We start from the raw sequence: 26,906 nt of genomic DNA on the forward strand, positions 1-26,906 counted from the left end.
ACCCCCCGTCGGTGCCGTCGGACGGAGGCGCTACGCTCGCGCGCCATGAGTGGACGCGCCGATTCCGAAACGCACCCCGCGATATCCGGGGCCGACGACGTCGAGGCGGCCGGGACGGGGGACCACGCCGAGGGCGACGTCGACGTGGGTGAGGACGGCGCCGTGAAGGACGACGGCGCCGAGGACGGGGACGGCGCCGAGGACGAGGCGGAGGACCCCGCGGAGGTCGCACGCCGCGCCCGGTGGACGGCGGCCGGGGCCGGGGCCCTGCTGACGCTCGCCGGACTCGCCGCCGCACTGCTGCGGCTGTCCCGCTCGGCCTCCGCGCTCGTCCCGGCCGCCTACGCCGCCGGCGCCGCCGTCTGTGCCGTGGCGACCTTCATCGGCTCCCGGGGGCGCACTCGGCGGGCACTGTGGCTGCTGATCGCCGGGGTGATGGTGATGGCGCTCGGCGACCAGCTCGACTGACCGCGCGGTGGACGCCCGGAGGGGCGATGGGCTTCACGCCCGGAGGGGCGACGGGCTTCATCTGATTGTCCTGTGAATTGGGTCGCACTGCTGTGAATCAGCACACGAACCGGCTAAACGATCAGATTCGCCTGCAAGAGTGTCTTCAGATTGCTCATGCGTTCTTTGCGGGCTGTTCCGATCATGGACGTCTTTTCCCGGTCAAAGATCCACAAATCCTTCCTGGGAGCACGTTCGTGGCAGCCCTAGCGCGCTGGTGTGTCCGGCACCGCCTCGTCGTCGTACTGCTCTGGCTCCTTGCCTTCGGTGGGGTCACCGCGGCCGCCTCGGTCACCGGCTCCGCCTACTCCAACGACTACGAGGTCCCCGGCACCGACTCGGCACGCGCCACCCAGCTGCTCAAGGAGGGCTTCCCGGGACTCGGCGGAGACAGTGACACCGTCGTCTGGCACACCACGTCCGGCACGGTGCGCGCCCCGGACGTCGAGCAGACCATGACCCGCGCCCTGGACAAGATCGCCGCCCTGCCCCAGGTGGCGTCCGTGACCAGCCCCTACAAGGACCAGGACGCCCAGGGCTCCGACCAGATCAGCCCCGACGGGCACACCGCGTACGCCACGGTCACCTTCACCCGCCCCTCCCAGGACATCACCAAGCCCCAGGCCGAGGCCGTGGTCGAAGCGGCCAAGGCGGCCGGGACCGGCGGGCTCCAGGTGGAACTCGGCGGCAGCGCGATCAGCCTCACCGCGGCATCCGGCGACCACACCGCCGAGGTCGTCGGCGTGCTCGTCGCCGCCGGGGTGCTGCTCATCGCCTTCGGCTCGCTCGCCGCCGCCGTGCTGCCCATCGCCACCGCGCTCCTGAGCGTGGGCACCGCGCACGCCGCCGTCGGACTCCTCGGTCACGCCATGACGGTCGCCGACTTCGCGCCCATGCTGGGCATGCTGATCGGACTCGGCGTCGGCATCGACTACGCGCTGTTCATCGTCACCCGGCACCGGCGCGGACTGAAACGCGGACTCAGCCCCACCGAGGCGGTCACGAACGCCGTCGCCACCACCGGACGCGCCGTCGTCTTCGCGGGTGCCACGGTGTGCATCGCCCTGCTCGGCATGCTCATCCTGCGGCTGGGCTTCCTCAACGGCGTGGCGGTCGCCGCCTCGCTGACCGTCGTCCTCACCGTCGCCGCCTCGGTGACCCTGCTGCCCGCGCTGCTGTCCTTCATCGGCCCGCGCGCCCTGAGCCGCCGCGAACGGCGCCGCCTGGCCGAACACGGGCCCGAGCCCGAGGTGCCCACCGGGTTCGCCGCCCGCTGGTCGGCCTTCGTCGAACGCCACCCCAAGGCGCTCGGCCTCGTCGCCCTCGCCGTCGTCACCGTGCTGGCCCTGCCCACGCTCTCCCTCCGCCTCGGCACCTCCGACCAGGGCAACGACCCCAGGACGGCGACCACCCGGAAGGCGTACGACCTCGTCGCCGAGGGCTTCGGGCCGGGCGTCAACGGGCCGCTCACCCTGGTGACCCGCGTGGAGGGGGCCGAGGGCAGGCTCGCCCTGGACAACCTCGACACCACCCTGCGCGCCACCGAGGGCGTCGTCGCGGTGACCCCGGTGACCTACAACTCCGGCGGCACCATGGCCTACCTCAACGTGGTCCCCGACTCCGCGCCGCAGTCCCAGCGCACCAGCGACCTCGTCCACCGGCTGCGCACCGACGTGCTGCCGCGCGCCGAGACCGGCACCACGCTCGACCTGCACGTCGGCGGAGTCACCGCCGGATACGACGACTTCGCCGGCGTGATCATCGGCAGACTGCCGCTGTTCGTCGGCGTGGTGGTCGGCCTCGGCTGCGTACTGCTGCTGCTCGCCTTCCGGTCCCTCGGCATACCCCTGAAGGCCGCCGCGATGAACATCGCCGCCGTCGCCGCCGCGTTCGGTGTCGTCGTCACGATCTTCCAGTGGGGCTGGGGCAGTGAGTTCCTCGGCCTCGGCCGGGAGGGACCGATCGAGCCCTTCCTGCCCGTGATCATGGTCTCGGTGCTCTTCGGGCTCTCCATGGACTACCAGGTCTTCCTGGTCAGCCGGATGTACGAGGAGTGGCTGGAGACCGGTGACAACCGGCGGGCGGTCCGCGTCGGACTCGCCGAGACCAGCCGGGTGATCAACTCCGCCGCGGTCATCATGATCTCGGTCTTCCTCGCCTTCGTCCTCAGCGGCGACCGCGTGATCGCCATGTTCGGCATCGCGCTCGCCTCCGCCGTCGCCCTCGACGCCTTCGTGCTGCGCACGCTGCTCGTGCCCGCCCTGATGCACATGCTCGGCCGCGCCAACTGGTGGCTGCCGCGCCGGCTCGACCGCGTGCTGCCCCGGATCAGCATCGAGCCGCCCGAGTGCCGCGCGGCGCATGAGAGGCTCACGGACGTCATGGACGCTCTGACGAAGGAGACGCAGCGGGATGTACGCGATACCTCTGGGTGACGAGGGAGCCGAACTGCGGCCCCTGGAGCCGTGGCACGCCGAGGAGTTCCTCGCGCACCTGGAGCGGGGACGGGAGTTCGTCACGCGGCACATCCCGTTCGGCGCGAACGCCACGGACGTGGACTCCGCGCGAGCCGTCCTCCAGTCGTACGCCGACAAGCGTGCCGCCGACAGCGGCTTCCTGCACGGGCTGTGGCTGGAGGGCGAGCTGGTCGGCGGACTGCTGTTCCGCGTCTTCGACACGGCCACCGGCACCTGCGAGATCGGCTGCTGGCTGGAGCCGGCCGGCACCGGGCGCGGACTCGTCACACGCGGCGCGCGGGTGCTCATCGACTGGGCGTTCGACGAGCGGGGCATGCACCGTGTGGAGTGGCACGCCTCCTCCGCCAACGAGGCGAGCATCAACGTGGCGCGACGGCTGGGGATGACCCGCGAGGGCGTCCTGCGCGAGAGGTTCCCCTACCGGGGCGTGCGCCAGGACATGGAGGTGTGGGCGGTGCTCGCCCCCGAGTGGCGTGAGGCACGCGCGCGCGACGGTCGTTGAGACGGCCGGGCGGGTTCGCCATCGTCCCCGTGCCGCCGTCCCCGTGCCACCGTCCCCCGTGCCAGGCGAGGTTCCGGGCGTGCCCTGGACCCGCCTTACTCGCGTCCACCGGTGCCTTACGGCCGCCCCGCGGTCCCCGTACACGCGCCTAAGGCACCCCGCGCGGGGAAGATGCGGAACTCTCCCGATGTGGCCGTACCCCCTGGGGGACGACAGTGGAGGCATCGCGGAAAGCGACGCCGAAACCACCGCTCACCGGGGAGAGAACATGTTCCACTACGAACTGCACCAGCTGCGCTCCGCCGAACTCGGCCGCCGCGCCGAGCAGAACCGCCTGGTCCGCGAGGTCCTGCGCGCCCGCCGTGCCGCCCGTCGCTCGGCCGACGGGCGAACCGCCGAGGCGGAGCCCCATACCCACGGCCCCCACCACCGGCGGCGGTTCGCCCGCGCGGCGTGAACACGGGCCGGCGCGATCCCGGCGGCAGGGACGGCCCCGGTTCCACGGAGGCGGGCCGGGGCCTCCCGCAGGTCCGTCCGTCTGCCGTGGGGAAAACAGGTGCCGCCCTGCCGGACCCTCGTGCGATGCTCGGGCATGTGGAGACCAGGTCCGTCAGTCCGGTGTTCGTCGGCCGCGCCGACGAGTTGAGCACTCTGCACGACGCGCTCGCGCGCGCGGCCCGGGGAGAGCCGCAGGCCCTGCTGCTCGGCGGTGAGGCGGGCGTCGGCAAGACCCGCCTGATCGAGGAGTTCACCGGCGCCGCGGTTCGCGCCGGCGCCGTCGTGGCGCTCGGCGGCTGCGTGGAGATCGGCGCCGACGGACTGCCGTTCGCCCCCTTCTCCGCAGCCCTGCGCGCCCTGCGCCGCGAACTGCCCGGCGAACTCGCCGCGGCGGCCGCCGGGCAGGAGGAGGAACTCGCCCGGCTGCTGCCCGAACTCGGCGAGCCGGCCCCCTCGCGAGGCACCGGCCGGCACGACGAGGAGGGCATGGCCCGTCTCTTCGAACTCACCGCCCGTCTGCTGGAGCGCGTCGCCGCCGACCACACCGTCGTCGTCGCCCTGGAGGACCTGCACTGGGCCGACGCCTCCACCCGGCACCTGCTCGCCTACCTCCTGCGCACCCTGCGCACCGGCCGCCTCGTCGTTCTGGCCACCTACCGGTCCGACGACATCCACCGTCGCCACCCACTACGGCCCCTGCTCGCCGAACTCGACCGGCTGCGCACGGTCCGCCGTCTCGAACTCGCCCGCTTCACCCGGCAGGAGGCGGGCCGTCAGATCGCCGGCATCCTCGCCACCGAACCGGACCCGGTCCAGGTCGACGAGATCTTCGAACGCTCCGACGGCAACGCCTTCTTCGTCGAGGAACTCGCCGTCGCCGCCCACGAGGGCTGCCGCACCAGCCTCAGCGACTCCCTGCGCGACCTGCTGCTCGTCCGGGTCGAGAAGTTGCCCGAGCCCGCCCAGCGGATCGCCAGGATCGTCGCCGAGGGCGGGTCCACCGTCGAGCACCGGCTGCTCGCGGCCGTGGCCCGGCTCACCGAGGACGACCTCATCGAGGCGCTGCGGGGCGCCGTGAACGCCAACATCCTCATCGCCGCCCCCACCGGCGACGGCTACCGCTTCCGGCACTCCCTGGTGCGTGAGGCCGTCAGCGACGACCTGCTGCCCGGCGAGCGCTCCCGCCTCAACCGCCGCTATGGCGAGGCTCTGGAGGCCGACCCGACCCTCGTCCCCGCCGACCAGCGCGTCATGCGGCTGGCCAGCTACTGGTACCACGCCCACGACCCGGCCAAGGCCCTGCCCGCCGTCCTCGACGGCTCCGTCGCGGCCCGCGCCCGGCACGCCTACAGCGAGCAACTGAGGCTGCTGGAACGGGCGATGGAACTGTGGGACGCCGCGCCCCAGGACGTACGCTCCCGGCTGCGCCCCGTCGACTACACCGAGACGTACTCCCCGTGCGGCTGCGACCCGGCGACCACCCCGCTGAGCTACCTCGACCTGCTGGCCGAGGCCGCCGTGGCCGGCCGCTTCTGCGGGGAGCGGGACCGCTCCATGAAGATCATCAAGCGGGCGCTGCGTCTCCTGGAGGACGAGAACGACCCTCTGCGGGCCGCCTGGTTCTGGGTCCAGCGCTCCTGGCTGGTCCAGGCGAAGGCCCACGGCGACGGCTGGCGGGAACTGGGCACCGCGCAGGAGCTGGTGCGCGGGCTGCCGCCGTCCGAGGTGCACGCCGAGGTGCTGGCCAACGTCGCCAACTGGTCCATGGTGCACGTGCCGGGTCCCGACGCCTTCTCCGCCGCCGAACGGGCGGTGGAGTACGCGCGCATGGTCGGCGCCTGCGAGATCGAGATGACCGCGCGGCTCACCCTCGGCAGCCTCATGGTCCAGGCCGGCGACGTCGAGGCGGGCCTCGCCGAGATGTACGAGGTCAACAAGCGCACCGTCGGCGACGGCATCGCCGCCGTCGCCGGTCGCTCCTACGTCAACCTGCCCTCCGAACTGGAGTCCGTCGGCCGCTCCCGCGAGGCCGTGCCGCTGATGGAGGAAGGGATCGCCTTCACCCGGCGCTTCGGCCTGCTGAACAGCGAGGCGTGGGTGTGGGGCAACCTCGCCGAATCGCTGTTCACCCTGGGGCGCTGGGAGGAGGCCGCCGAGGCGGCGTCCCAGTTCCGGCGCGCCGAGCAGAGCGCCAAGCCGCGCGGTTTCCACGCCCGGATCCGCGCCGAACTCGCCCTCGAACGCGGCGACCTCGCCGAGGCGTCCGAGCAACTGGCCAATGCCCGTGAGCACTTCGGCCCCCACGACTACGCACCCCAGTACTCCCTGCCGCTCGCCCGCATCGCGCTCGGGGTCGCCGCGGGCGAGGGCCGCCTGCTGGACGCCCGCGCCGAACTCGAACGCGTCCTGGACGACGGCTTCCCACCAGGCACCCAGCGCTACGGCTGGCCGCTGCTGCTCACCGCCGCCAGGGAGGAGACCCGCGCGGCAGGGCTGCCCGCCGCCGGCCCCGGACGCGCCGAGACCTTGCGGCGCATCCGCGGCGCCGCCAAGACGCTGGCCACCAACGTGCCCGTCTGGCAGGCGTACGAACGCTGGGTGCGCGCCGAACTGCTGCGTGCCGAGGGTCGCGGCTGCCCGGAGGAGTGGGCCGAGATCGTCGCCGCCTTCGAGACGCTGGAACGCCCCTACGACCTCGCCCGCGTCCGCTTCCGCCTCGCCGAGGCCCTGCTCGGCACCGACGAGGGCCCGCGGGACCGGGCCACCGAGCTGCTGCGCCTGGCGCACGCCGTCGCCGAGCACCTGTGCGCCCGCCCGCTCGCCGACTCCGTCGCCCTGCTGGCCCGCCGCGCCCGCCTCGCCCTGACCGGCACCCCGCAGCAGCCCTCCGCTTCCGCCGATCCGGTCGAATCCCTGGGCCTGACCAGCCGGGAACGCGATGTCCTGCGGCTGGTCTCGGCCGGCCGCACCAACCGCCAGATAGCCGAGGAACTCTTCATCTCGCCGAAGACGGCCAGCGTCCATGTCTCGAACATCCTGGCCAAAATGGGTGTTTCGGGTCGGGGAGAGGCGGCCGCTCTGGCCCACCGGCTGGGCCTGTTCCCACCCGGGGCCGAAGACCGGCTGGTCGCGGGATGACCGGAAGACGCCGACCGGGAGGGAAGCCGTGTTCAACGTTTTCGAGGAACTGTTCGCGCCAGGCCGCAAGCACACCCGGGACGAACAGAACCGGCTGGAGCTGACCCGGGAGGACGTCGGGGACAACGATCCCGGGCGCGGACCGATCGATCTCGCCTCCGGGAAGGTCGTCGTACGGCCGCCCGAACCTCCCGCGGAGGAAGCCGGAACCGGGCGGGAGTGAGGTCCGGGGGCTACTTCACCTCCAGTTCCAGGATCCGGTCGTCGCCCTTCTTCGGAGTGCCGCGGCCGTCGGTGTTGCTGGTGACCAGCCAGAGCTTGTCGCCGCCCGCCGAGACCACCGTGCGCAGGCGGCCGTAGGTGCCGGTGAGGAACGCTTCGGGGGCCGCCGCGAGCTTGGTGCCGCTCAAAGGGATGCGCCACAGGCGCTGCCCCCTCAGGCCCGCCATCCAGATGGACCCCTCGGCGTAGGCGATGCCGCTGGGGGAGGCCACGTCCGTGTGCCACTGGGTTATCGGATTGTGGAACCTCGGGTCGTTCGTCCTGCCCTCCGCGTCCGGCCAGCCGTAGTTGCCGCCCGGTTTGATCGCGTTCAGTTCGTCCCAGGTGTCCTGGCCGAACTCGGAGGCGAACAGACGCTGCTTGTCGTCCCAGGCCAGGCCCTGCACATTGCGGTGGCCGTACGAGTACACGGGGGAGTCGGGGTACGGGTTGCCCGGGGCGGGCAGGCCGTCCGGGGTCAGCCGCAGGATCTTGCCGGCCAGGGACTTCCTGTCCTGGGCCAGGCCTCGTTCACCGGTCTCGCCCGTGCCCGCGTACAGCATCCTGTCGGGGCCGAAGGCGATCCGGCCGCCGTTGTGGATGACCCCCTTGGGGATGCCCTTGAAGATCGTGTCGGGTGCGCCCAGTTGCATACCGGCCGGCTTCTTGTCGTCGTACAGCATCCGGACGATGCGGTTGTCCGAGGCCGAGGTGAAGTAGGCGTAGATCATGTGGTCGGAGGCGTAGTCGGGGGACAGCGCGATGCCCAGCAGGCCGCCCTCGCCCTCCGGGGAGACCCCCGACACCCGGCCCAGTTCGGTCTTCTGCCCCGTCTTCTCGTCGACCCGCGTGATCGTCGCCTTGTCGCGGGAGGAGACGAGGAGACCACCGCCGGGGATCGGGGCCAGTCCCCAGGGGCTGTTCAGGCCCTCCGCGACCGTGCGCAGCACCTTCACCGCGCCCTTGGCCGGCGGCGCGGTCTCCGTGGGTGCCTGCCCGGAGGGCGAGGCCGAGGCCACCGCCGTCGTACGGCCGGGCGCCATGCCGTCCCCACCGGCCGACGCGCCCCCGGAGGAGCAGCCGGCCGTCAGCAGCAGGGCGGCGGCCAGCACGCCCGTCACAGCTCGACGTTGCACGATCTTCGTCCCTTCGACGCGGCGGGTTCTACCTGTCTTACACCGCCCGCACCTCCCAGGTTCCCGATCACCCGAATCCCACGCGGCCCCCGAATCCACCGCCGACGCGAAACCGCCACCCCGCCCCTGTCCGGCGAGCGGAGGGCGCGGTGTTCATACCCTCACCTGGGCCGAGCGGCTCACCACGCTCCCTGAGCCAGGCCTCCGGCCCAGATCCCCGAGTCAGGCCTCCTGCCCAGGCCCCTGAGTCGGGTCTCCGGCCCAAGCCCCCGGGCCGGGTCCTTGGGGCAGGTTTCCGGGCTCTGGGGAGGCCGGTGCCGCGGGTGTGCGGTGCCGCGCACGCGCGGGTGCTCCAGCGTGGGTCAGGCTTTCGGGTCGAGCTTCCCGGACCGGGCGTCCGGGATAGGGCTTTGGGCCAGGCCCCCGGGACAGGCATCCGGCCCAGGCCTCGGGCCCGAGCCCCGCGGCCCAGGCCTCGGGCCCGAGCCACCGGCCCAGCCCCCAGCCCAGGCCGATCGCGTTCTCAAGGTGTGGCCCGGCTCAGTCCCACGAGCCCTGGGCCGCGGGCAGGCGGCTCAGTTCCGTCAGGTCCTCGGCCGTCAGGCGCAGCTCCGGCGCACCCGCGTTCTCCGTCACCCACCGCTCCTGCTTGGTGCCGGGTACCGGGATCACGTGGCGGCCCTGGGCCAGTACCCAGGCCAGTGCCACCTGGGCGGGTGTGACGTTCTCGCCGTGCCGGGCGGCCGTCCGCCGCAGGCCGGCCACGATCGGCTGGTTCGCGGCCATCATCTCGGCGGTGAAACGGGGGTGCCGGGCCCGTAGGTCGTCCGGCTCGAACCCCTGGCCGGGGGTGAGGGTGCCGGTCAGGAAGCCGTTGCCCAGCGGCATCGCCGCAAGGAAGCCGATCCCGCGGTCCGCGCACCACGGCAGCAACGACTCCAGCGCCTCCGGCGACCACACCGACAGCTCCGCCTCCACCGCGCTGACCGGGAAGACCTGCTGCACCCGCTCCAGTTGGCGGATCGTTCCGTCGTGCAGCCGCGCACCGGACCGGCGCCGGCCGCGCGCGCCCACCGCGCACAGGCCGAGCGCCCGCACCTTCCCGGCCCGCACGAGCTCCGCCATCGCCCCCCAGGTCTCCTCGACCGGGACCTCCGGATCGGCGCGGTGCAGCTGGTAGAGGTCGATCACGTCCGTCTGGAGGCGCCTGAGTGAGGCGTCGCACGCCCGCCGCACATAGCCGGGACGCCCGTTGGCCACGATGTGCTGCTCGCCCACCAGCAGACCGACCTTCGTCGAGACGAAGGCGTCGGACCGCCGTTCCTTCAGCACCCGCCCCAGCAGCAGCTCGTTGGTGAACGGGCCGTACATGTCGGCCGTGTCCAGGAGCGCCGAGCCCAGGTCGAGCGCCCGGTGCACGGCCCTCAGCGACTCCGTTCCCCGCTGCCGCGACGCGCTGTACGCCCAGCTCATCGGCATGCACCCCAGTCCTACGGCCCCCACCGCGAGTGCCGCCGCGCCGATCGTCCTGCGCTCCACTTGGCCGTAACCCTCCCTCTCTCAGGGCCCACCAACCTAACCTCTGGCCGCCCGTGCCCCTGGCATAGCCTCCTGAGCATGACTGCTGACGTATGGCTGCCCATTCCGCCGGACGAGATCGCGGGGCTTCCGCAGGGGCCCACCTACCGCTTCTGGGACGGAGCCGAGGAGTTCCCCGCGGACCCCGCCGACTGCGCCTTCTACGTCGTGCCGTACATGAAGCCCGGCGGTGTCGGTCTGCGCCCGATGCCCCGGATGAGCTCCCTACGGGTCGTGCAGACGCTGTCCGCCGGCACCGACCACGTGGAGCCGGGCCTGCGGCACCTGCCGCCGGGCGTACGGCTGTGCAACGCGCGCGGGGTGCACGAGGCGAGTACCAGCGAGCTCGCCCTGACGCTCATCCTGGCCTCGCTGCGCGGCATCCCCGACTTCGTCCGGGCCCAGGACCGGGGCGAGTGGGGCGGAGGCTTCCGCCCCGCCCTCGCCGACAAGAACGTCCTCATCGTCGGCTACGGCTCGATCGGGGCCGCCATCGAGGACCGGCTCGTGCCCTTCGAGGTCGCGCGGGTGGCGCGCGTGGCGCGCTCCGCGCGCACCACGGAGCGCGGCCCGGTGCATCCGCTCACCGATCTTCACTCCCTGCTTCCGCAGGCCGATGTCGTCGTCCTGTCCACGCCCTTGACGGAGGCCACGCACGGACTGGTGAACGCGGACTTCCTGGCACGGATGAAGGACGGCGCGCTGCTGGTGAACGTCGCGCGCGGCGGCGTGGTCGACACCAAGGCGCTGCTCGCCGAGTTGGACAGCGGCCGCCTCACCGCCGCCCTCGACGTCACCGACCCCGAGCCGCTGCCCCCGGGCCACCCCCTGTGGCACGCGCCGGGCGTGCTGATCAGTCCCCATGTCGGCGGCCCCACCTCCGCCTTCATGCCGCGCGCCAAGCGGCTTCTGACGGATCAGTTGCGCCGTTTCGTGAACCAGGAGCCGCTCGCCAACGTGGTCCTCACGACGGGCACGGCAAGCGCCTAGTCCGTTTCGGGTACGGTCCGCGACCCTCCGAACGCGTTCCGTACTCGCATCTGCGCTGGTCGTCACGGAGCGTAGAGAAGCTATGTCCCTGAGTGACGAGACTGGTGTATCGTCCCGACAGGGGCTGCGCCGCGCACCGTTCGGCGCCGGGGACGGACATTTCAAACTGCGAGGGGGGCGACGGGCGATGCACGGCCTATGGACGAACGATCCGACGCGGCGGGGCCGCCACCGGCGGCCCTGGCGCACGGCCGCGCGCAGACGCGGCCACCCCAGCCAGCACGGCCATCACAGCCATCACCACCACAGGCCCGGCGGCCGCCGGAGGCACGCCCACCCTGCGCACCGGAAGCCGGGGGACCCGGCCGCACGGACCGGGAGGCCCCGGTGAGCCCGCCACCGCCCGTCATGACCGCGTTCGACGGCGCCCTGCGGACGCCGTCCGCGCCGGAGGCGCCGCTGCCCCGGCCGCCGGCCGCCGACGGCCGTTCGAGACTGGCGCCGCAGCTCCTGCTGGCCCTGTTGTGCGCGGGGTATGCCATCGGTGCCGCGTTCGGCTGGGGTTCCAGCGAGGTCGCGCTGTTCATGGGCGACTTCGGGCTGAGCGCCGCGGCCGGCACCGCCGCCGTCTCGTGCGCGCTGTACGCGCGCGGCCGCCACGTCCGCTTTCGAACCGCCTGGCTGCTGTTCGCCCTCTCCTCCGCGATGGCGGCCCTGGGCAACTCGGTCTGGGGGTGGTACGAAGTCGTCCTCGGCACGTCCGTGCCCAGTCCCAGTTACGCCGACCTGTTCTTCGTGTGCTTCGCGCCACCGGCGATCGTCGGTCTGCTCGTGCTCGCCAAGCGGCCGGTGAACAGGGCCGGGTGGGTGTGTCTGGCAATGGACTCGTGGCTGATCGGCGGCTCGCTGCTCACGTTGTCCTGGAGCCTCGCACTCGCCCAGGCGGCGAGGTTCGACGGGCCGAGCGTCGCGCAGACCGCGCTCTCGCTGGCGTACCCGCTGCTGGACATCGCCCTGGTCTCCATGGTGCTCGCGCTGCACTTCCGGTGCTCCCCGATCAACCGCACCGCAGTGAACACGGCGATCGGGGCACTCGCCCTGACCGTGCTGTGCGACGCCCTGTTCACCTCGCCGCTGCTGCACAACAACTACCGCTCGGGGCAACTGCTCGACGCCGGCTGGTTCGCCGGATCCCTGCTCCTGGCGTACGCCCCGTGGGCGGCGCCCCGCCCGGGGCAGCCGGCCGCCGAGCAGTCCGACACGCACCCGTACCGGGCGGCGCCGTATCAGGCGGAGGGACACCAGTTGGACGGGCGTGAGCCGGACCCGCGCTCCGCCGACGGGCACGCGCGCGTGGCCGACGCCTACGGGCACATCCCCGAAGACCACGGCCGCGTGCTGGACGACCACCTGCCCGGGCGGCAACCCGCCGTGCGCCCCGCGCACGGCGGGCCGCCCGCGCAGGGCGCGGACCACGACCGGTACCCGTCCGGCCGGCCCCTCGCCGGCTCCCTCGCCGCCCTCACTCCGTACCTCGCCGCCGCCGTGTGCACGCTGGGGGTCCTGTACAACGCGCTCAACGGCCACAGCGTCGACCGTGTGGTGCTGATCACCGCCGGCGCCGTCGTGCTGGTGCTCGTCGTGCGCCAGGGCATCGTGCTGCGCGACAACATCGCGCTCACCCAGGAGCTGGCCCAGAAGGAGAACCACTTCCGCTCCCTGGTGCAGGGCTCCAGCGACGTCATCATGATCGCCGCGCCCAACGGGATCCTGCGGTACGTCTCCCCGGCCGCCGCCGGGGTGTACGGGCGGCCGGCGGAGGAACTGGTCGGGACCGAACTGGCCGGGCTCATCCACCCGGAGGACCTGGGCTGCTTGGTGCACGAGGTGCGCCGTTTCCTGGTCGCCAGCCCGCGCCAGGAGCCCACTACGCGCATCGAGTGCCGCTTCCGCTCCGGCGACGGCGGCTGGCTCAACGTGGAGTCGACCATCAACCGCCACCACGGCGGCCTCATCTTCAACAGCAGGGACGTGACCGAGAGAGTGCGCCTGCAGGCGCAGCTCCAGCACAACGCCGAGCACGACCCGCTCACCGACCTGCCCAACCGGGCGCTGTTCACCAAGCGCGTCCAGCAGGCCCTGTCCGGCCGCCGCTCGACCGACCACGGCACGGCCGTGCTCTTCATCGACCTCGACGGCTTCAAGGCCGTCAACGACACGATCGGGCACCAGGCCGGGGACGAACTGCTCGTCCAGGCCGCCCGCAGACTCCAGGAGGCGGTACGGCACGGCGACACCGCGTCCAGACTCGGCGGCGACGAGTTCGCGGCCCTGATCGTCGGGGACGGCACCCGCGACCGCACCGCCCGTGAACGGCACATCCTGGAGCTCGCCGACCGCCTCAGGGTGACGCTGTCGCAGCCGTACCTCATCGACGGCAACGAGGTGCGCGTGGCCGCCTCCATCGGTGTGGCCTTCGCCGAACAGGGACTCGGCGCGGGGGAGCTGCTGCGCAACGCCGACCTCGCCATGTACCGCGCCAAGGCGGCGGGCAAGGGCCGGGTCGAGCTGTACAAGCCGCAGATGCAGCAGGACGTCGTCCGCAGGGCGGAGCTGGCCACCCGGCTCAGAAACGCTCTGCACGAAGGCGAGTTCACCCTGCTGCACCAGCCGGTGGTCCGCCTGGACGACGGCCGGATCACCTCGGTCGCGGCCCAGGCGCGCTGGCGGTCCTCGCAGGGCGTGCACTTCACGCCCGCCGAGTTCCTGCGGGTGGCCGAGGACGGCGACAGAACGTCCGAACTGGGCCGCTGGCTGCTGGAGGAGGCCGTCGCGCAGGCCGCCGAGCGCGCCACGGCCGGCCCGAACGTGTCCGTGGCGGTCCGGATGGGCGCCCGCCGTCTGGTGGACCGCTCGCTGCCGCCCGGCTCCGTGGAGGCCCTGCTGACCCGGCACGGGCTGCCGACCGGTGCCCTGGTGATCGAGCTGTCCGACACCGACCCGCGGGTGCCGCTGGACGAGCTGGAGCGGCGTCTGGCCGCGCTGCGGCGGCTCGGCGTGCGCATCGCGCTGGACGGCTTCGGCGGCGGCCACGGGACCGTCACGGCCCTCCGAAGGCTCCCCGTCGACGTGCTGAAACTCGACCGCAGCCTGGTCGAGGGCGTCGTCGAGTCCGCCCGGCTGCACAAGATCACCAGTGGTCTGCTCCGGATCGCCGCCGATCTCGGGCTCCGGTCCGTGGCCGACGGCGTGGACCTGCCGGAGCAGGTCGTGGCCCTGCGCGCGATGGGCTGCACCCACGGGCAGGGCATGGCGTTCTCCGGCCCGCTGGACGAGTACCGGCTGCGCCGGGCGCTCACCTCCGGCCGCTACCCGGTGCCGCACGGTCCGGCCGAACCGGTGTTCGCCGGGGGAAGCGCCGGGGCCTACACCGCGGCGGTGCCCGTCGTCTTCGGAGGCGGGACGGCCGTCCGCTCACATAATGAGACTCCTGTCCCACCCACTTGACACCGGGTGCGTGCCGGAGGGAGGGTCATTTCCATGCGCACCCGAATTCTCGTACTTGGACAGCGCGTCGGCTGAGCTGGGACCCACCGGACGACGATCCGGAACCCAGCGACCTCACCGGCGCGCTTCCCCTCGCTTGCCTTACGGCACGAGGGGTTTTTTGTTGCACGAGTGCCAGGCGTGCAGCGTCCGAACTCCGCCCAAACCTCGCAAAAACCCTCAGCATCGAGAAGAGAATGCCGATGACCGAGCAGGCCACCGGGGCCCCTCATCCGCAGCCGCGGCCCCGATCCGGAGGACACCCGTCCGCGCCCGAGCACGTCACGGGTGCGAAGTCCCTCATCCGCTCGCTTGAGGAGGTCGGGGTCGACACCGTATTCGGCATTCCCGGCGGCACGATCCTTCCCGCGTACGACCCGATGATGGACTCCAGCCGGGTGCGCCACGTGCTCGTCCGTCACGAACAGGGCGCGGGCCACGCGGCCACCGGTTACGCACAGGCGACCGGAAAGGTCGGCGTCTGCATGGCCACTTCGGGCCCCGGTGCCACCAACCTGGTGACGCCGATCGCCGACGCGAACATGGACTCGGTGCCGCTGGTCGCGATCACCGGCCAGGTCGTCTCCAAGGCGATCGGCACGGACGCCTTCCAGGAGGCGGACATCGTCGGCATCACGATGCCGATCACCAAGCACAGCTTCCTGGTCACCAAGGCCGAGGACATCCCGAAGACGATCGCGGAGGCGTTCCACATCGCCTCGACCGGTCGCCCCGGTCCGGTCCTCGTCGACATTCCGAAGGACGTGCTGCAGACGCAGACGACCTTCTCCTGGCCGCCGGTCATGGACCTGCCCGGCTACCGCCCGGTCACCAAGCCGCACGCCAAGCAGATCCGCGAGGCGGCCAAGCTCATCACCTCCGCGCGGCGGCCCGTGCTGTACGTCGGCGGCGGCGTCATCAAGGCCGGCGCCACCGCCGAGCTGAAGGTCCTCGCGGAACTCACCGGAGCGCCCGTCACCACCACCCTGATGGCGCTCGGCGCATTCCCCGACAGCCACCCGCTGCACGTGGGAATGCCGGGCATGCACGGTGCGGTCACCGCCGTCACCGCGCTGCAGAAGGCCGACCTGATCGTCGCCCTCGGAGCCCGCTTCGACGACCGCGTCACCGGCAAGCTGGACAGCTTCGCCCCGTACGCCAAGATCGTCCACGCCGACATCGACCCGGCCGAGATCGGCAAGAACCGCGCCGCCGACGTGCCCATCGTCGGCGACGCCCGCGAGGTCCTGGCCGACCTGATCCAGGCCGTCCAGAGGGAGCACAGCGAGGGCCACCGCGGGGACTACACCGCCTGGTGGAACGACCTCGCCCGCTGGCGCGAGACCTACCCGCTGGGCTACGAGCAGCCCGCGGACGGCTCGCTCTCCCCGCAGCAGGTCATCGAGCGCATCGGGCAGCTCGCCCCCGAGGGCACGATCTTCGCCGCGGGCGTCGGCCAGCACCAGATGTGGGCCGCGCACTTCGTCCAGTACGAGAAGCCCGCCACCTGGCTGAACTCCGGCGGCGCCGGAACCATGGGTTACGCCGTTCCGGCCGCGATGGGCGCCAAGGCCGGTCAGCCGCAGAAGACCGTCTGGGCGATCGACGGCGACGGCTGTTTCCAGATGACCAACCAGGAACTCACCACCTGCGCGCTGAACAACATCCCGATCAAGGTCGCCGTCATCAACAACGGCGCCCTCGGGATGGTCCGCCAGTGGCAGACCCTGTTCTACAACCAGCGGTACTCCAACACGGTGCTGCACTCCGGCCCCGACGACGTCAACCCGGAGGCCAGGGGCACCCGCGTCCCCGACTTCGTGAAGCTGTCGGAGGCCATGGGCTGCCACGCCATCCGCTGCGAGTCCCCGGAGGACCTCGACAAGGTCATCGAGGAGGCGAACTCCATCAACGACCGCCCGGTCGTCGTCGACTTCATCGTCCACGAGGACGCGATGGTCTGGCCGATGGTCGCGGCCGGCACCTCCAACGACGAGATCATGGCCGCCCGCGACGTCCGCCCCGACTTCGGCGACAACGAAGACGACTGACAGAGAGCTGAGTGAGAACCATGACCAAGCACACCCTCTCGGTCCTCGTCGAGAACACGCCCGGCATCCTCGCCCGGATCGCCGCCCTGTTCTCCCGCCGCGGCTTCAACATCGACTCCCTCGCGGTCGGCGTCACCGAGCACCCCGACATCTCCCGCATCACCATCGTGGTCAGCGTCGAGGACTTCCCGCTGGAGCAGGTGACCAAGCAGCTCAACAAGCTGGTCAACGTGCTGAAGATCGTCGAGCTGGAGCCGTCGCAGGCCGTGCAGCGCGAACTCGTCCTCGTGAAGGTGCGCGCCGACAACGAGACGCGCTCCCAGATCGTCGAGATCGTCCAGCTGTTCCGCGCCAAGACCGTCGACGTCTCCCCGGAGGCGGTGACCATCGAGGCCACCGGTTCCAGCGACAAGCTCTCGGCCATGCTCAGGATGCTGGAGCCGTTCGGCATCAAGGAGCTGGTCCAGTCCGGAACGATCGCGATCGGGCGCGGTGCCCGCTCGATCACCGACCGGTCGCTGCGCGCCCTGGACCGTTCCGCATGATCCGGGTCCGGGCGGTCGGGTGACACCGGCCGCCCGGATACCGAGACTCCGAGACCTACCGTCCCCCCACCGGCATACGGTGGGAAGCACAAACTGCACACCAAGGAGAGAACCCAAAGTGGCCGAGCTGTTCTACGACGCTGACGCCGACCTGTCCATCATCCAGGGCCGCAAGGTCGCGGTCATCGGCTACGGCAGCCAGGGCCACGCCCACGCGCTGTCGCTGCGCGACTCCGGTGTCGACGTCCGGGTCGGTCTGCACGAGGGCTCCAAGTCCAAGGCCAAGGCCGAGGAGCAGGGCCTGCGCGTGGTCACCCCGGCGGAGGCCACCGCCGAGGCCGACGTCATCATGATCCTGGTGCCGGACCCGATCCAGGCCCAGGTCTACGAGGAGTCCATCGCCCCGAACCTGAAGGACGGCGACGCGCTGTTCTTCGGCCACGGCCTCAACATCCGCTTCGGCTTCATCAAGCCCCCGGCCGGCGTGGACGTCTGCATGGTCGCCCCGAAGGGCCCGGGCCACCTGGTGCGCCGCCAGTACGAGGAGGGCCGCGGCGTTCCCTGCATCGTCGCCGTCGAGCAGGACGCCTCGGGCAACGCCTTCGCGCTGGCCCTGTCGTACGCCAAGGGCATCGGCGGCACCCGCGCGGGCGTCATCAAGACGACCTTCACCGAGGAGACCGAGACCGACCTGTTCGGTGAGCAGGCCGTCCTGTGCGGTGGCACCGCGGCGCTGGTGAAGGCCGGCTTCGAGACCCTGGTCGAGGCGGGCTACCAGCCGGAGATCGCCTACTTCGAGTGCCTGCACGAGCTGAAGCTGATCGTCGACCTCATGTACGAGGGCGGCCTGGAGAAGATGCGCTGGTCGATCTCCGAGACCGCCGAGTGGGGCGACTACGTCACCGGCCCGCGCATCATCACCGACGCCACCAAGGCCGAGATGAAGAAGGTCCTCGCCGAGATCCAGGACGGCTCCTTCGCGCGCGCCTGGATGGACGAGTACCACGGCGGTCTGAAGAAGTACAACGAGTACAAGAAGCAGGACTCCGAGCACCTGCTGGAGACCACCGGCAAGGAGCTGCGCAAGCTGATGAGCTGGGTGAACGAGGAGGCGTGAGCCTCGTGCCGAAGGGGCCGGAGCGGTACCGCTCCGGCCCCTTCGGCGAGCCCGGGCCACGCCGCCGGTCCGTGGCCGGTTCGCGGTGTTGTCCCGCCCGTCCAGCCACGGACGGGTGATCCTTCCGCAGTGGCGCAATGCGATCCACGCGGCGCCATTACACTTCTGAACTACAACGCGTCAGGCCCACAGCGTCGTGCGTCTTCCACGCGGCTAGCCCCCTCCTCCGCCTGCGGCCGTCGGGACACGGCCGTCCGCATGCTCCCCCCTAGCTTTTCAAGGCATGGGAGGTGCCCCCAGATCTGTGAGGACTCACGTGAGCTCGAAACCCGTCGTACTCATTGCTGAAGAGCTGTCGCCCGCGACTGTCGACGCGCTCGGCCCGGACTTCGAGATCCGGCACTGCAACGGCGCCGACCGGGCCGAACTGCTCCCCGCCATCGCCGACGTGGACGCGATCCTGATCCGCTCGGCGACCAAGGTCGACGCCGAGGCCGTTGCCGCGGCGAACAAGCTCAAGGTCGTCGCACGAGCCGGCGTCGGCCTGGACAACGTCGACGTCTCCGCCGCCACCAAGGCCGGCGTGATGGTCGTCAACGCCCCGACCTCCAACATCGTGACCGCCGCCGAGCTGGCCTGCGGTCTGCTCCTCGCCACCGCCCGCAACATCCCGCAGGCCAACGCTGCGTTGAAGAACGGCGAGTGGAAGCGCAGCAAGTACACCGGCGTGGAACTCGCCGAGAAGACCCTCGGTGTCGTCGGCCTCGGCCGCATCGGCGCCCTGGTCGCCCAGCGCATGTCGGCCTTCGGCATGAAGGTCGTCGCCTACGACCCGTACGTGCAGCCCGCGCGGGCCGCGCAGATGGGCGTCAAGGTGCTGACGCTGGACGAGCTGCTCGAGGTCTCCGACTTCATCACCGTGCACCTGCCCAAGACGCCCGAGACCCTCGGCCTGATCGGCGAGGAGGCGCTGCACAAGGTCAAGCCGGGTGTGCGCATCGTCAACGCCGCGCGCGGCGGGATCGTCGACGAGGAGGCGCTGTACTCGGCCCTCAAGGAAGGCCGCGTGGCGGGCGCCGGTCTGGACGTGTACGCCAAGGAGCCCTGCACGGACTCGCCGCTGTTCGAGTTCGACCAGGTCGTGTCCACCCCGCACCTGGGCGCCTCCACCGACGAGGCCCAGGAGAAGGCCGGCATCGCCGTCGCCAGGTCCGTCCGCCTCGCCCTCGCCGGTGAGCTCGTCCCGGACGCGGTGAACGTCCAGGGCGGCGTCATCGCCCAGGACGTCAAGCCGGGCCTGCCGCTCGCGGAGCGCCTCGGCCGTATCTTCACCGCGCTCGCGGGCGAGGTCGCGGTCCGCCTCGACGTCGAGGTGTACGGCGAGATCACCCAGCACGACGTGAAGGTGCTGGAACTCTCCGCGCTCAAGGGCGTCTTCGAGGACGTCGTCGACGAGACGGTGTCCTACGTCAACGCGCCGCTGTTCGCCCAGGAGCGGGGTGTGGAGGTACGCCTGACCACCAGCTCGGAGTCGGCCGACCACCGCAACGTCGTCACCGTGCGCGGCACGCTCGCGGACGGCGAGGAGGTCTCCGTCTCCGGCACGCTGGCCGGCCCCAAGCACCTCCAGAAGATCGTCGCGGTCGGTGAGTACGACGTCGACCTTGCGCTCGCCGACCACATGGTCGTCCTGCGCTACGAGGACCGCCCCGGCGTCGTCGGCACCGTCGGCCGTGTCATCGGCGAGGCCGGCATCAACATCGCCGGTATGCAGGTCGCCCGCGCAATCGCGGGCGGGGAGGCGCTGGCGGTGCTGACGGTCGACGACACGGTGCCCTCCGGGGTGCTTGCGGAGGTTGCGGAGGAGATCGGGGCCACGTCCGCCCGCTCGGTCAACCTGGTCTGAGGTCGCCGTTCGTTTCAGGTGACCCCCGGTTGAGGTCGCCGTCCCCGGGGGCTTTGCGCCCCGGACCCCGCTTCGGCCTGACGGCCTTGTCCACGAAAACGCCGGACGCGCTCCTGGAGCCCGTCCGGCGTTTTCGTGTTCTCAGGCCGCGGCTTTCGACGGCTCCGTCTCCGTGATCGGCGCCGCTGTCTCCCTGACGTGGATCCGGCGCAGTGTCGTCGCCGCACCGGCCGCCGCGAGGAGCAGGACCGCCGCCCCGGTGAGCGCCGCGCCGTGCATCCCGCTGGTGAAGGCTTCCCGGGCGGCGGTGGCCAGGGCGTCTCCCGCGCGCCCCGGCACCTGCCGGGCGACGGCCAGCGCGCCACCCAGGGTCTCGTGTGCCGCCGCCGGGGCGGAGGACGGGATCCCATGGCGGTAGATCGCCGTGCCGATCGAGCCGAGAGCCGCCATGCCCAGGGCGCCGCCGAACTCCGCGCCGGTCTCCAGCAGCGAGGAGGCCGCGCCCGCCTTCTCCACCGGGGCCGCGCTCAGCGCCAGGTCGGTCATCTGGGACAGCACCGTCACGATGCCCGAGGCGAGGACTCCGGCCGCGACCAGCACCAGCCAGAGCGAGTCCGTGCCGGTCAGGGCGAGCAGGCCGTAGCCCACCGCGGCGATCGCGAAGCCCGCCGTCACGACGTAGGCCCGGTTGACGCCCTTCTGGACCAGCGCGGCGGCCGTCGGCGCGGCCATCCCGATCGGCACGGACGGCAGCAGCGCCCAGAGGGCCGCCTCCATCGCGCTCTTGCCGAGCACCGACTGGAGGTACTGCGTGGTGAAGAACGCCGAGCCCATCATCGCGAAGGACGAGACGAGGTTGAGGACCACCGCGGGCGCGAAGCCCCGGCCGCGGAACAGGGCCGGCGAGATCATCGGCGAGGCCGCCGTGCGCTGGCGGCGGACGAAGAGGGCGGCGAAGAGCAGGCCGACGGCGACGGAGACGACGTAGAGCGGGTGCGCGCCCTCGGACGGGATCTTCTTCAGCCCGTAGATCACGGGGAGCACCGCCGCCATGGACAGCGGCACGCTCAGCAGGTCGAAGCGGCCCGGCTCGGAACTCTTCGACTCGGGGAGCAGGAACGGGCCGAGCGCCAGCAGCAGCACCATCGCGGGCAGGTTGACCAGGAACACCGAACCCCACCAGAAGAACTGGACCAGCACACCGCTCAGCACGGATCCGAGCGCGATCCCGGCGGTCATCACACCGGACCAGATGCCGATGGCCTTCGCGCGCTGGGCGGGGTCGGTGAACATCGTGCGGACCAGAGCCATCGTGGACGGCATCAGGGTCGCCCCGCCGATGCCGAGGACCGCGCGGGCGGCGATCAGGGTCTCGGCGCTGCCCGCGTACGCCGCCACCAGCGAGGCGGCTCCGAAGGCGGCGGCGCCGATCAGCAGCAGTTTGCGGCGGCCGATGCGGTCGCCGAGCGAGCCCATCGTCATCAGCAGGCCGGCCAGGACGAAGGCGTAGATGTCGAAGATCCACAGCTGCTGGGTGCCGCTCGGCTCCAGGTCCGCGCTGATCGCCGGGATGGCGAAGTACAGGACCGAGACGTCCATCGAGACCAGCAGCAGCGGCAGCATCAGCACGCCGAGAGCGGTCCATTCGCGTCGCCCGGCACGCGGCGGATTCGCGGACGGGGTCGTGGTGGTGCTCGTCGAGTTCGTCATGCCCCGTACTGTACGAGCGTCTTAAACGCGTGTCTAGAACGCTTGTATAAGTCACTTGTCTAGGACGGTTGTATGAATCGCGGGTAGGGTGGCAGGCATGGGACACCGTGAGGATCTGCTCGAGGGCGCCAAGCGCTGCCTGCTGCAGAAAGGGTTCGTACGCACGACCGCGCGCGACATCGTGAAGGAGTCGGGAACCAACCTCGGCTCGATCGGCTACCACTACGGGTCGAAGGACGCACTGCTGGTCCAGGCGTACGTCTCGTTGATCGAAGGCGTGGGGGAGGCGCCGGGCGTCGGCTGGGGCGCGGGCGGCGCGGTGACGGCCCCCCTCGGGTCGCTGGGGCGCTTCCAGACGGTGTGGGCGAACATCATCCGATCGCTCCCCGAGTCACGGGGGATCTGGCTGCTGAGCTTCGAGCTCGTCCTCCAGGGCGACCGGATTCCGGAGGTGCGCCGCATGCTGGGCGAGGCTCAGGAGGAGGGACGCTCGGGCCTGGTGTCCCTGTTCACCGGCATCCCGGAGAACGAACTCGACAAGGAGGCCCTCGAGACGGAGGGTCGCTTCTACCAGACCCTCCTCAACGGGCTGATGGTCCAGTGGCTCTTCGACCCGGACTCGGCGACCGACGCCGACCAGCTCACCGAGGGGTTGCGCCGAGTGATCGCGGGCACCGGCCGGGAGTCCTAGAGCCGCGCCGCCTTCAGCGCCATGTGCAGCAGCAGCCGGTCCTCGCCGTCGTCCAGGTCGAGGCCCGTGAGCTGCTCCACCCGGGACAGGCGGTAGTACAGCGTCTGGCGGTGGATGCCCAGCTCGGCGGCGGTGCGTCCGGCCTGCCCCGCGCAGTCGAGGTAGACCTCGGCGGTGCGGGCCAGCTCCCGGTGGGCGGGGGAGAGCAGCCCGTGCAGGGCGGGGTCGTGCGCGGCCTCCGGCGGCAGCCTGGTGAGCAGCCGGTACGGTCCGATGGCCGCCCACCGCGCGACCGGCCCCAGCCGCGGCTCCGCCAGCGCGGCCCGCGCCGCCGCCGAGGCCTCCGCCCACGCGGTCCCCAGCTCGTCGAGCCCCGTCCGCGCCGCGGCGATCCCCGCGGCCACCCCGCCGCCACCCGCGGTGGTCCGGACCGGTCCGCCGTCCCGTCCGGTCGTCCCGTCCTGGGCGGAGGCTCCTCCGGTCCCGGCACCGGTGCGGCCCGCGCCGCCGGCCCCCGACGCGCCCGCCCGCTCCAGCAGGCGGGTCGCCGCCGACACCGCCGGTGTCAGCGTGTCCGTGGAGCGCAGGCCGACCAGCAGGACCAGGCTCTGGCCACTCTCCCCCACTGCCTTGAGGGCGTGGGAGGTGCCCCCACCCCAGGGGATCGCGCACAGGGCCCTGGCGCCCGGCAGGGTGCGCACCGAGGGGGCGTCGTCCGGGTCCGCCGACGGCCAGGGGGCCACGCACACCACCGTGTGCGGTCCGTCCGCGCGGGCCCCGAGGGCCGTCCTCAGCTCCGCCACCGCCATGTCCCGCGGCCAGCCCGGTTCGGCGGTCAGCACCGCCCGCAGCTCCCGGGTGAGGTCCGCGCCGTGCTGGGCCTCGTCCGCCAGCAGCGCGCCGATCCGCCCAGTGACCAGCATGGCCGCGGCCAGCTGCCGATCGGTGGGCCCGGGGTCGTAGTCCAGGAGCCAGACGTAGCCGAGGACGACACCCCGATGGCGGACCGGAAGGCAGATCCGTCCCCGGTACACGCCCGCCTCCGGGGTCCGCGGGATCCGCACCGGACCGGTCGCCCGGGTGATGCCGAAGCCCTCGAACCAGTGGCGGACGGCCGCCGTGGAGCGGCGGGTCAGGATCGAGCGGGTGCGCACCGGGTCCAGGGCGGACGGATCCAGGTCGCCCTCGCTGTCGTAGGCGCCGAAGGCGATCAGCTCGAAGTTCCGGTTCTCCAGGGTGGCCGGCGCGCCGAGCAGCTCCGAGATCTCGTCGACCAGCTCCTGGTAGTCACCCTTGTCACTGGATGTCACTCGGGCATTCTCCCGCATTTCCGATGGCCTTCATACATCTGTCTGAGATCACGTGCGCGGATGCGTGACAGGTGTCGATGGCCGACGATCTGAGGAAACCTTTACTTTCACGGTGGTTCTCCGTGCCGCCCCCGAACCGTCGGGCTGCGGCCTTGTGTTGCTTGTTTGTGTGGAGGTGCCCCGTGCTGGGTCCCGTGATTCTCGCCGCGTCGCGCAGCGACCGGATGCGACGCCTGATCTCGGCGGCCCCGGGGACGAAGCAGGTCGTCGACCGCTTCATCCCGGGCGAGACCGTGGGCGACATCGTCCCGATCATCGAGGACCTCACCGGCAGGGGCCTGGAACTGACCATGGACGTGGTCGGTGAGGACATCACCACTCCCGAGCAGGCCGCCGCCGCGCGGGACGCGTACCTGGAGCTGATCGACCGGATCAAGGACCTGGAGCTCGGCCCGAAGGTCGAGATGTCCGTGAAGCTGTCCATGTTCGGCCAGGCCCTGGAGCACGGCCACGAGCTGGCGCTGAAGAACGTCCGCCCGGTCGTCGAGGCCGCCGCCGCCATCGGCACGACGGTCACCCTGGACGCCGAGGACCACACCACCCTTGACTCGATGTTCGCCATCCACGAGGAACTGCGGAAGGACTTCCCGCAGACCGGCTGCGTCATCCAGGCCTACCTCTTCCGCACCGAGGCCGACGCCCGCCGCCTCGCCGCGAACGGCAGCCGGGTCCGCCTGGTGAAGGGCGCCTACAAGGAGCCCGCCGAGGTCGCCTACCAGAACAAGCACGAGATCGACAAGGCGTACGTCCGCATCCTGCGCGTGCTGATGCAGGGCGACGGATACCCGATGATCGGCTCCCACGACCCGCGCCTGATCTCGATCGGGCAGGAACTGGCCCGCACCGCCGGTCGGAAGCTCGACGAGTACGAGTTCCAGATGCTGTACGGCATCCGCGGCGACGAGCACCTGCGCCTGGCCGCCGAGGGGCACCGCATGCGCGTCTACACCGCCTTCGGCACCGACTGGTACGGCTACTTCATGCGCCGTCTCGCGGAGAAGCCGGCCAACCTGCGCTTCTTCCTCCGGAGCATGGTCAGCAAGGGCTGAGCCTCCGCACCCCGCTCGCAACACCGCTCAAGTCAAGGAGTTCGGAACCCATGGACGCTGTGACCCAGGTCCCCACGCCCGTCAACGAGCCGGTGCACGGCTACGCTCCCGGCTCGCCCGAGCGCGCCCGCCTGGAGGCCAAGCTCAAGGAGCTGGCCGAGAACCCGATCGACCTGCCCTGCACCATCGACGGTGTCCAGCGCATGGGCGGGGGCGAGTCCTTCGAGGTCGTCCAGCCGCACAACCACAAGGCCGTCATCGGCACCTCCCGCAACGCCACGAAGGCCGACGCGCAGGACGCCATCGACGCCGCTCTCGCCGCGGCCCCGGCCTGGCGCGCGATGTCCTTCGACGACCGTGCCGCGATCATCCTGCGCGCCGCCGAGCTGCTGTCCGGCCCCTGGCGCGAGACGATCGCCGCCTCCACGATGCTCGGCCAGTCCAAGACCGCGCAGCAGGCCGAGATCGACAGCCCCTGCGAGCTGGTGGACTTCTGGCGCTTCAACGTCCACTACGCCCGCCAGATCCTCGCCGAGCAGCCCCCGGCCAACTCCCCGGGTGTGTGGAACCGCATGGACCACCGTCCGCTGGAGGGCTTCGTCTACGCGATCACGCCGTTCAACTTCTCGGCGATCGCGGCCAACCTGCCCACCGCGCCCGCCCTCATGGGCAACGTGGTGATCTGGAAGCCGTCCCCGACCCAGACGCACGCCGCCGTGCTGCTCATGAAGCTGCTGGAGGAGGCGGGCCTGCCCAAGGGCGTCATCAACCTCCTCACCGGTGACGGCATCGAGGTCTCCGAGGTCGCCCTGAACCACCGCGACCTGGCCGGCATCCACTTCACCGGTTCGACCAAGACCTTCCAGTACCTGTGGAAGACGGTCGGCAACAACATCGAGAAGTACCGCGCCTACCCGCGCCTGGTCGGCGAGACCGGCGGCAAGGACTTCGTGGTGGCCCACCCGTCGGCCGACCGCGCGGTGCTGAAGACCGCGCTGACCCGCGGTGCCTTCGAGTACCAGGGCCAGAAGTGCAGCGCCACCTCCCGCGCCTACATCCCGGCGTCGATCTGGAACTCCGGCTTCAAGGAGGAGTTCGCCGCCGAGGTCGACTCCCTGACCATGGGTGACGTCACCGACCTGTCGCACTTCATCGGCGCGGTCATCGACGACCGCTCCTTCGCGAAGAACAAGGCGGCGATCGACCGGGCCCAGGAGGACCCGTCCTGCACGATCGTCGCGGGCGGCACCTACGACGACTCGGTCGGCTACTTCGTCCGCCCGACCGTCATCGAGTGCACCGACCCGGAGAACGAGGTCTTCACGACCGAGTACTTCGGCCCGATCCTCGCGGTCCTCGTGTACGACGACAGCTCGGCCGACGCCTACGACGAGATGCTGACCCAGATGGAGTCGGTGTCGGACTACGCCCTGACCGGCTCGGTCATCGCCGGTGACCGGGCCGCCGCGGCGTACACGATGGAGAAGCTGCGCTACGCGGCCGGCAACTTCTACATCAACGACAAGTCGACCGGCGCCGTGGTCGGCCAGCAGCCCTTCGGCGGCGGCCGCGCCTCCGGCACCAACGACAAGGCGGGCGCCCCGCAGAACCTGATGCGCTGGACCCTGACCCGCGCCATCAAGGAGACCCTGGTCGCGCCGACCGACTACGCCTACCCGCACATGGGCTGACGCCCGCGCGGCACCCCCTGAACCCCGCCCCCGCTCCGGAAACACCCCTCCGGACCGGGGGCGGAGCCATTTGGGTCAGAGGAAAGGCCCAGGTCAGGTGGGTGTGACCCCATCCTCCGTCTCAGATAGTAGGAAGTCCGAGT

General features: G+C 71.5%; 19 protein-coding genes. 15 read left to right on the forward strand and 4 right to left on the reverse strand.

The window, feature by feature from the left end; all coding sequences use genetic code 11:
* Nucleotides 1-45: 45 nt before the first annotated feature.
* From ACIQMV_RS07465 to ACIQMV_RS07490, 6 genes are all read left to right on the forward strand, one after another.
* Nucleotides 46-468, forward strand: coding sequence for a hypothetical protein (locus tag ACIQMV_RS07465; RefSeq protein ID WP_402591845.1), 423 nt, complete (start codon nt 46-48; stop codon nt 466-468).
* A 236-nt stretch (nt 469-704) separates the two neighbouring features.
* Complete coding sequence (locus ACIQMV_RS07470; RefSeq protein WP_402591847.1) at nt 705-2,942, forward strand: MMPL family transporter; 2,238 nt, start codon at nt 705-707, stop codon at nt 2,940-2,942.
* Complete coding sequence (locus ACIQMV_RS07475) at nt 2,920-3,486, forward strand: GNAT family N-acetyltransferase (RefSeq protein ID WP_401773475.1); 567 nt, start codon at nt 2,920-2,922, stop codon at nt 3,484-3,486. The genes ACIQMV_RS07470 and ACIQMV_RS07475 overlap by 23 nt, the downstream gene beginning before the upstream one ends.
* A gap of 268 nt (nt 3,487-3,754) precedes the next feature.
* The gene (locus tag ACIQMV_RS07480) at nt 3,755-3,943 is read left to right on the forward strand and encodes a hypothetical protein (RefSeq protein ID WP_141358100.1); all 189 of its coding nucleotides are present in this window, start codon (nt 3,755-3,757) and stop codon (nt 3,941-3,943) included.
* Between the two features lie 125 nt (nt 3,944-4,068).
* Nucleotides 4,069-7,122 (forward strand): AAA family ATPase, encoded by a 3,054-nt coding sequence (locus ACIQMV_RS07485; RefSeq protein ID WP_402591850.1) that lies wholly within the window; start codon nt 4,069-4,071, stop codon nt 7,120-7,122.
* A 28-nt stretch (nt 7,123-7,150) separates the two neighbouring features.
* Nucleotides 7,151-7,345, forward strand: coding sequence for a DUF6191 domain-containing protein (locus ACIQMV_RS07490; RefSeq protein ID WP_141358096.1), 195 nt, complete (start codon nt 7,151-7,153; stop codon nt 7,343-7,345).
* A gap of 10 nt (nt 7,346-7,355) precedes the next feature.
* On the opposite strand, the gene ACIQMV_RS07495 is transcribed toward ACIQMV_RS07490, so the two are convergent.
* Complete coding sequence (locus tag ACIQMV_RS07495; protein WP_402591852.1) at nt 7,356-8,519, reverse strand: PQQ-dependent sugar dehydrogenase; 1,164 nt, start codon at nt 8,517-8,519, stop codon at nt 7,356-7,358.
* 540 nt (nt 8,520-9,059) lie between these two features.
* On the reverse strand, nt 9,060-10,058 hold the full coding sequence (locus ACIQMV_RS07500) for an aldo/keto reductase (RefSeq protein ID WP_402591854.1): 999 nt from the start codon (nt 10,056-10,058) through the stop codon (nt 9,060-9,062).
* Between the two features lie 78 nt (nt 10,059-10,136).
* Here ACIQMV_RS07500 and ACIQMV_RS07505 point away from each other — a divergent pair, with 78 nt between their 5' ends.
* The 6 genes from ACIQMV_RS07505 (at nt 10,137) to serA (ending at nt 20,252) form a co-directional block, all read left to right on the forward strand.
* Nucleotides 10,137-11,087: a 2-hydroxyacid dehydrogenase gene (locus ACIQMV_RS07505; RefSeq protein WP_402591856.1), complete on the forward strand. Its 951-nt coding sequence runs from the start codon at nt 10,137-10,139 to the stop codon at nt 11,085-11,087.
* A 387-nt stretch (nt 11,088-11,474) separates the two neighbouring features.
* A complete protein-coding gene (locus ACIQMV_RS07510; RefSeq protein ID WP_402591858.1) occupies nt 11,475-14,594 on the forward strand; it encodes a putative bifunctional diguanylate cyclase/phosphodiesterase in 3,120 nt (1,039 codons plus the stop codon).
* A 242-nt stretch (nt 14,595-14,836) separates the two neighbouring features.
* Entirely contained in the window at nt 14,837-16,684 is a 1,848-nt protein-coding gene (locus tag ACIQMV_RS07515) for an acetolactate synthase large subunit (RefSeq protein ID WP_402591860.1), read from the forward strand.
* Nucleotides 16,685-16,704: 20 nt separating this feature from the next.
* A complete protein-coding gene (gene ilvN, locus ACIQMV_RS07520) occupies nt 16,705-17,229 on the forward strand; it encodes an acetolactate synthase small subunit (RefSeq protein ID WP_225079594.1) in 525 nt (174 codons plus the stop codon).
* Between the two features lie 118 nt (nt 17,230-17,347).
* On the forward strand, nt 17,348-18,346 hold the full coding sequence (ilvC, locus tag ACIQMV_RS07525) for a ketol-acid reductoisomerase (RefSeq protein WP_402591862.1): 999 nt from the start codon (nt 17,348-17,350) through the stop codon (nt 18,344-18,346).
* Nucleotides 18,347-18,662: 316 nt separating this feature from the next.
* On the forward strand, nt 18,663-20,252 hold the full coding sequence (gene serA, locus ACIQMV_RS07530; RefSeq protein WP_402591864.1) for a phosphoglycerate dehydrogenase: 1,590 nt from the start codon (nt 18,663-18,665) through the stop codon (nt 20,250-20,252).
* A gap of 141 nt (nt 20,253-20,393) precedes the next feature.
* On the opposite strand, the gene ACIQMV_RS07535 is transcribed toward serA, so the two are convergent.
* Nucleotides 20,394-21,962: an MFS transporter gene (locus tag ACIQMV_RS07535; protein ID WP_401773487.1), complete on the reverse strand. Its 1,569-nt coding sequence runs from the start codon at nt 21,960-21,962 to the stop codon at nt 20,394-20,396.
* A 97-nt stretch (nt 21,963-22,059) separates the two neighbouring features.
* Here ACIQMV_RS07535 and ACIQMV_RS07540 point away from each other — a divergent pair, with 97 nt between their 5' ends.
* Nucleotides 22,060-22,653 (forward strand): TetR/AcrR family transcriptional regulator, encoded by a 594-nt coding sequence (locus ACIQMV_RS07540; RefSeq protein WP_402591866.1) that lies wholly within the window; start codon nt 22,060-22,062, stop codon nt 22,651-22,653.
* On the opposite strand, the gene ACIQMV_RS07545 is transcribed toward ACIQMV_RS07540, so the two are convergent.
* On the reverse strand, nt 22,650-23,981 hold the full coding sequence (locus ACIQMV_RS07545; protein ID WP_402591868.1) for a PucR family transcriptional regulator: 1,332 nt from the start codon (nt 23,979-23,981) through the stop codon (nt 22,650-22,652). The two genes, ACIQMV_RS07540 and ACIQMV_RS07545, sit on opposite strands and share 4 nt — an antisense overlap.
* 164 nt (nt 23,982-24,145) lie before the next feature.
* Here ACIQMV_RS07545 and ACIQMV_RS07550 point away from each other — a divergent pair, with 164 nt between their 5' ends.
* Both ACIQMV_RS07550 and pruA read left to right on the forward strand, forming a co-directional pair.
* Nucleotides 24,146-25,072, forward strand: coding sequence for a proline dehydrogenase family protein (locus tag ACIQMV_RS07550; RefSeq protein WP_141358072.1), 927 nt, complete (start codon nt 24,146-24,148; stop codon nt 25,070-25,072).
* A gap of 50 nt (nt 25,073-25,122) precedes the next feature.
* Nucleotides 25,123-26,763: an L-glutamate gamma-semialdehyde dehydrogenase gene (gene pruA / locus ACIQMV_RS07555; protein WP_401773491.1), complete on the forward strand. Its 1,641-nt coding sequence runs from the start codon at nt 25,123-25,125 to the stop codon at nt 26,761-26,763.
* Nucleotides 26,764-26,906 lie beyond the last annotated feature (143 nt).

Origin of the sequence: Streptomyces sp. NPDC091412 (genome assembly GCF_044756885.1) — a bacterium.
GTDB lineage: Bacteria > Actinomycetota > Actinomycetes > Streptomycetales > Streptomycetaceae > Streptomyces.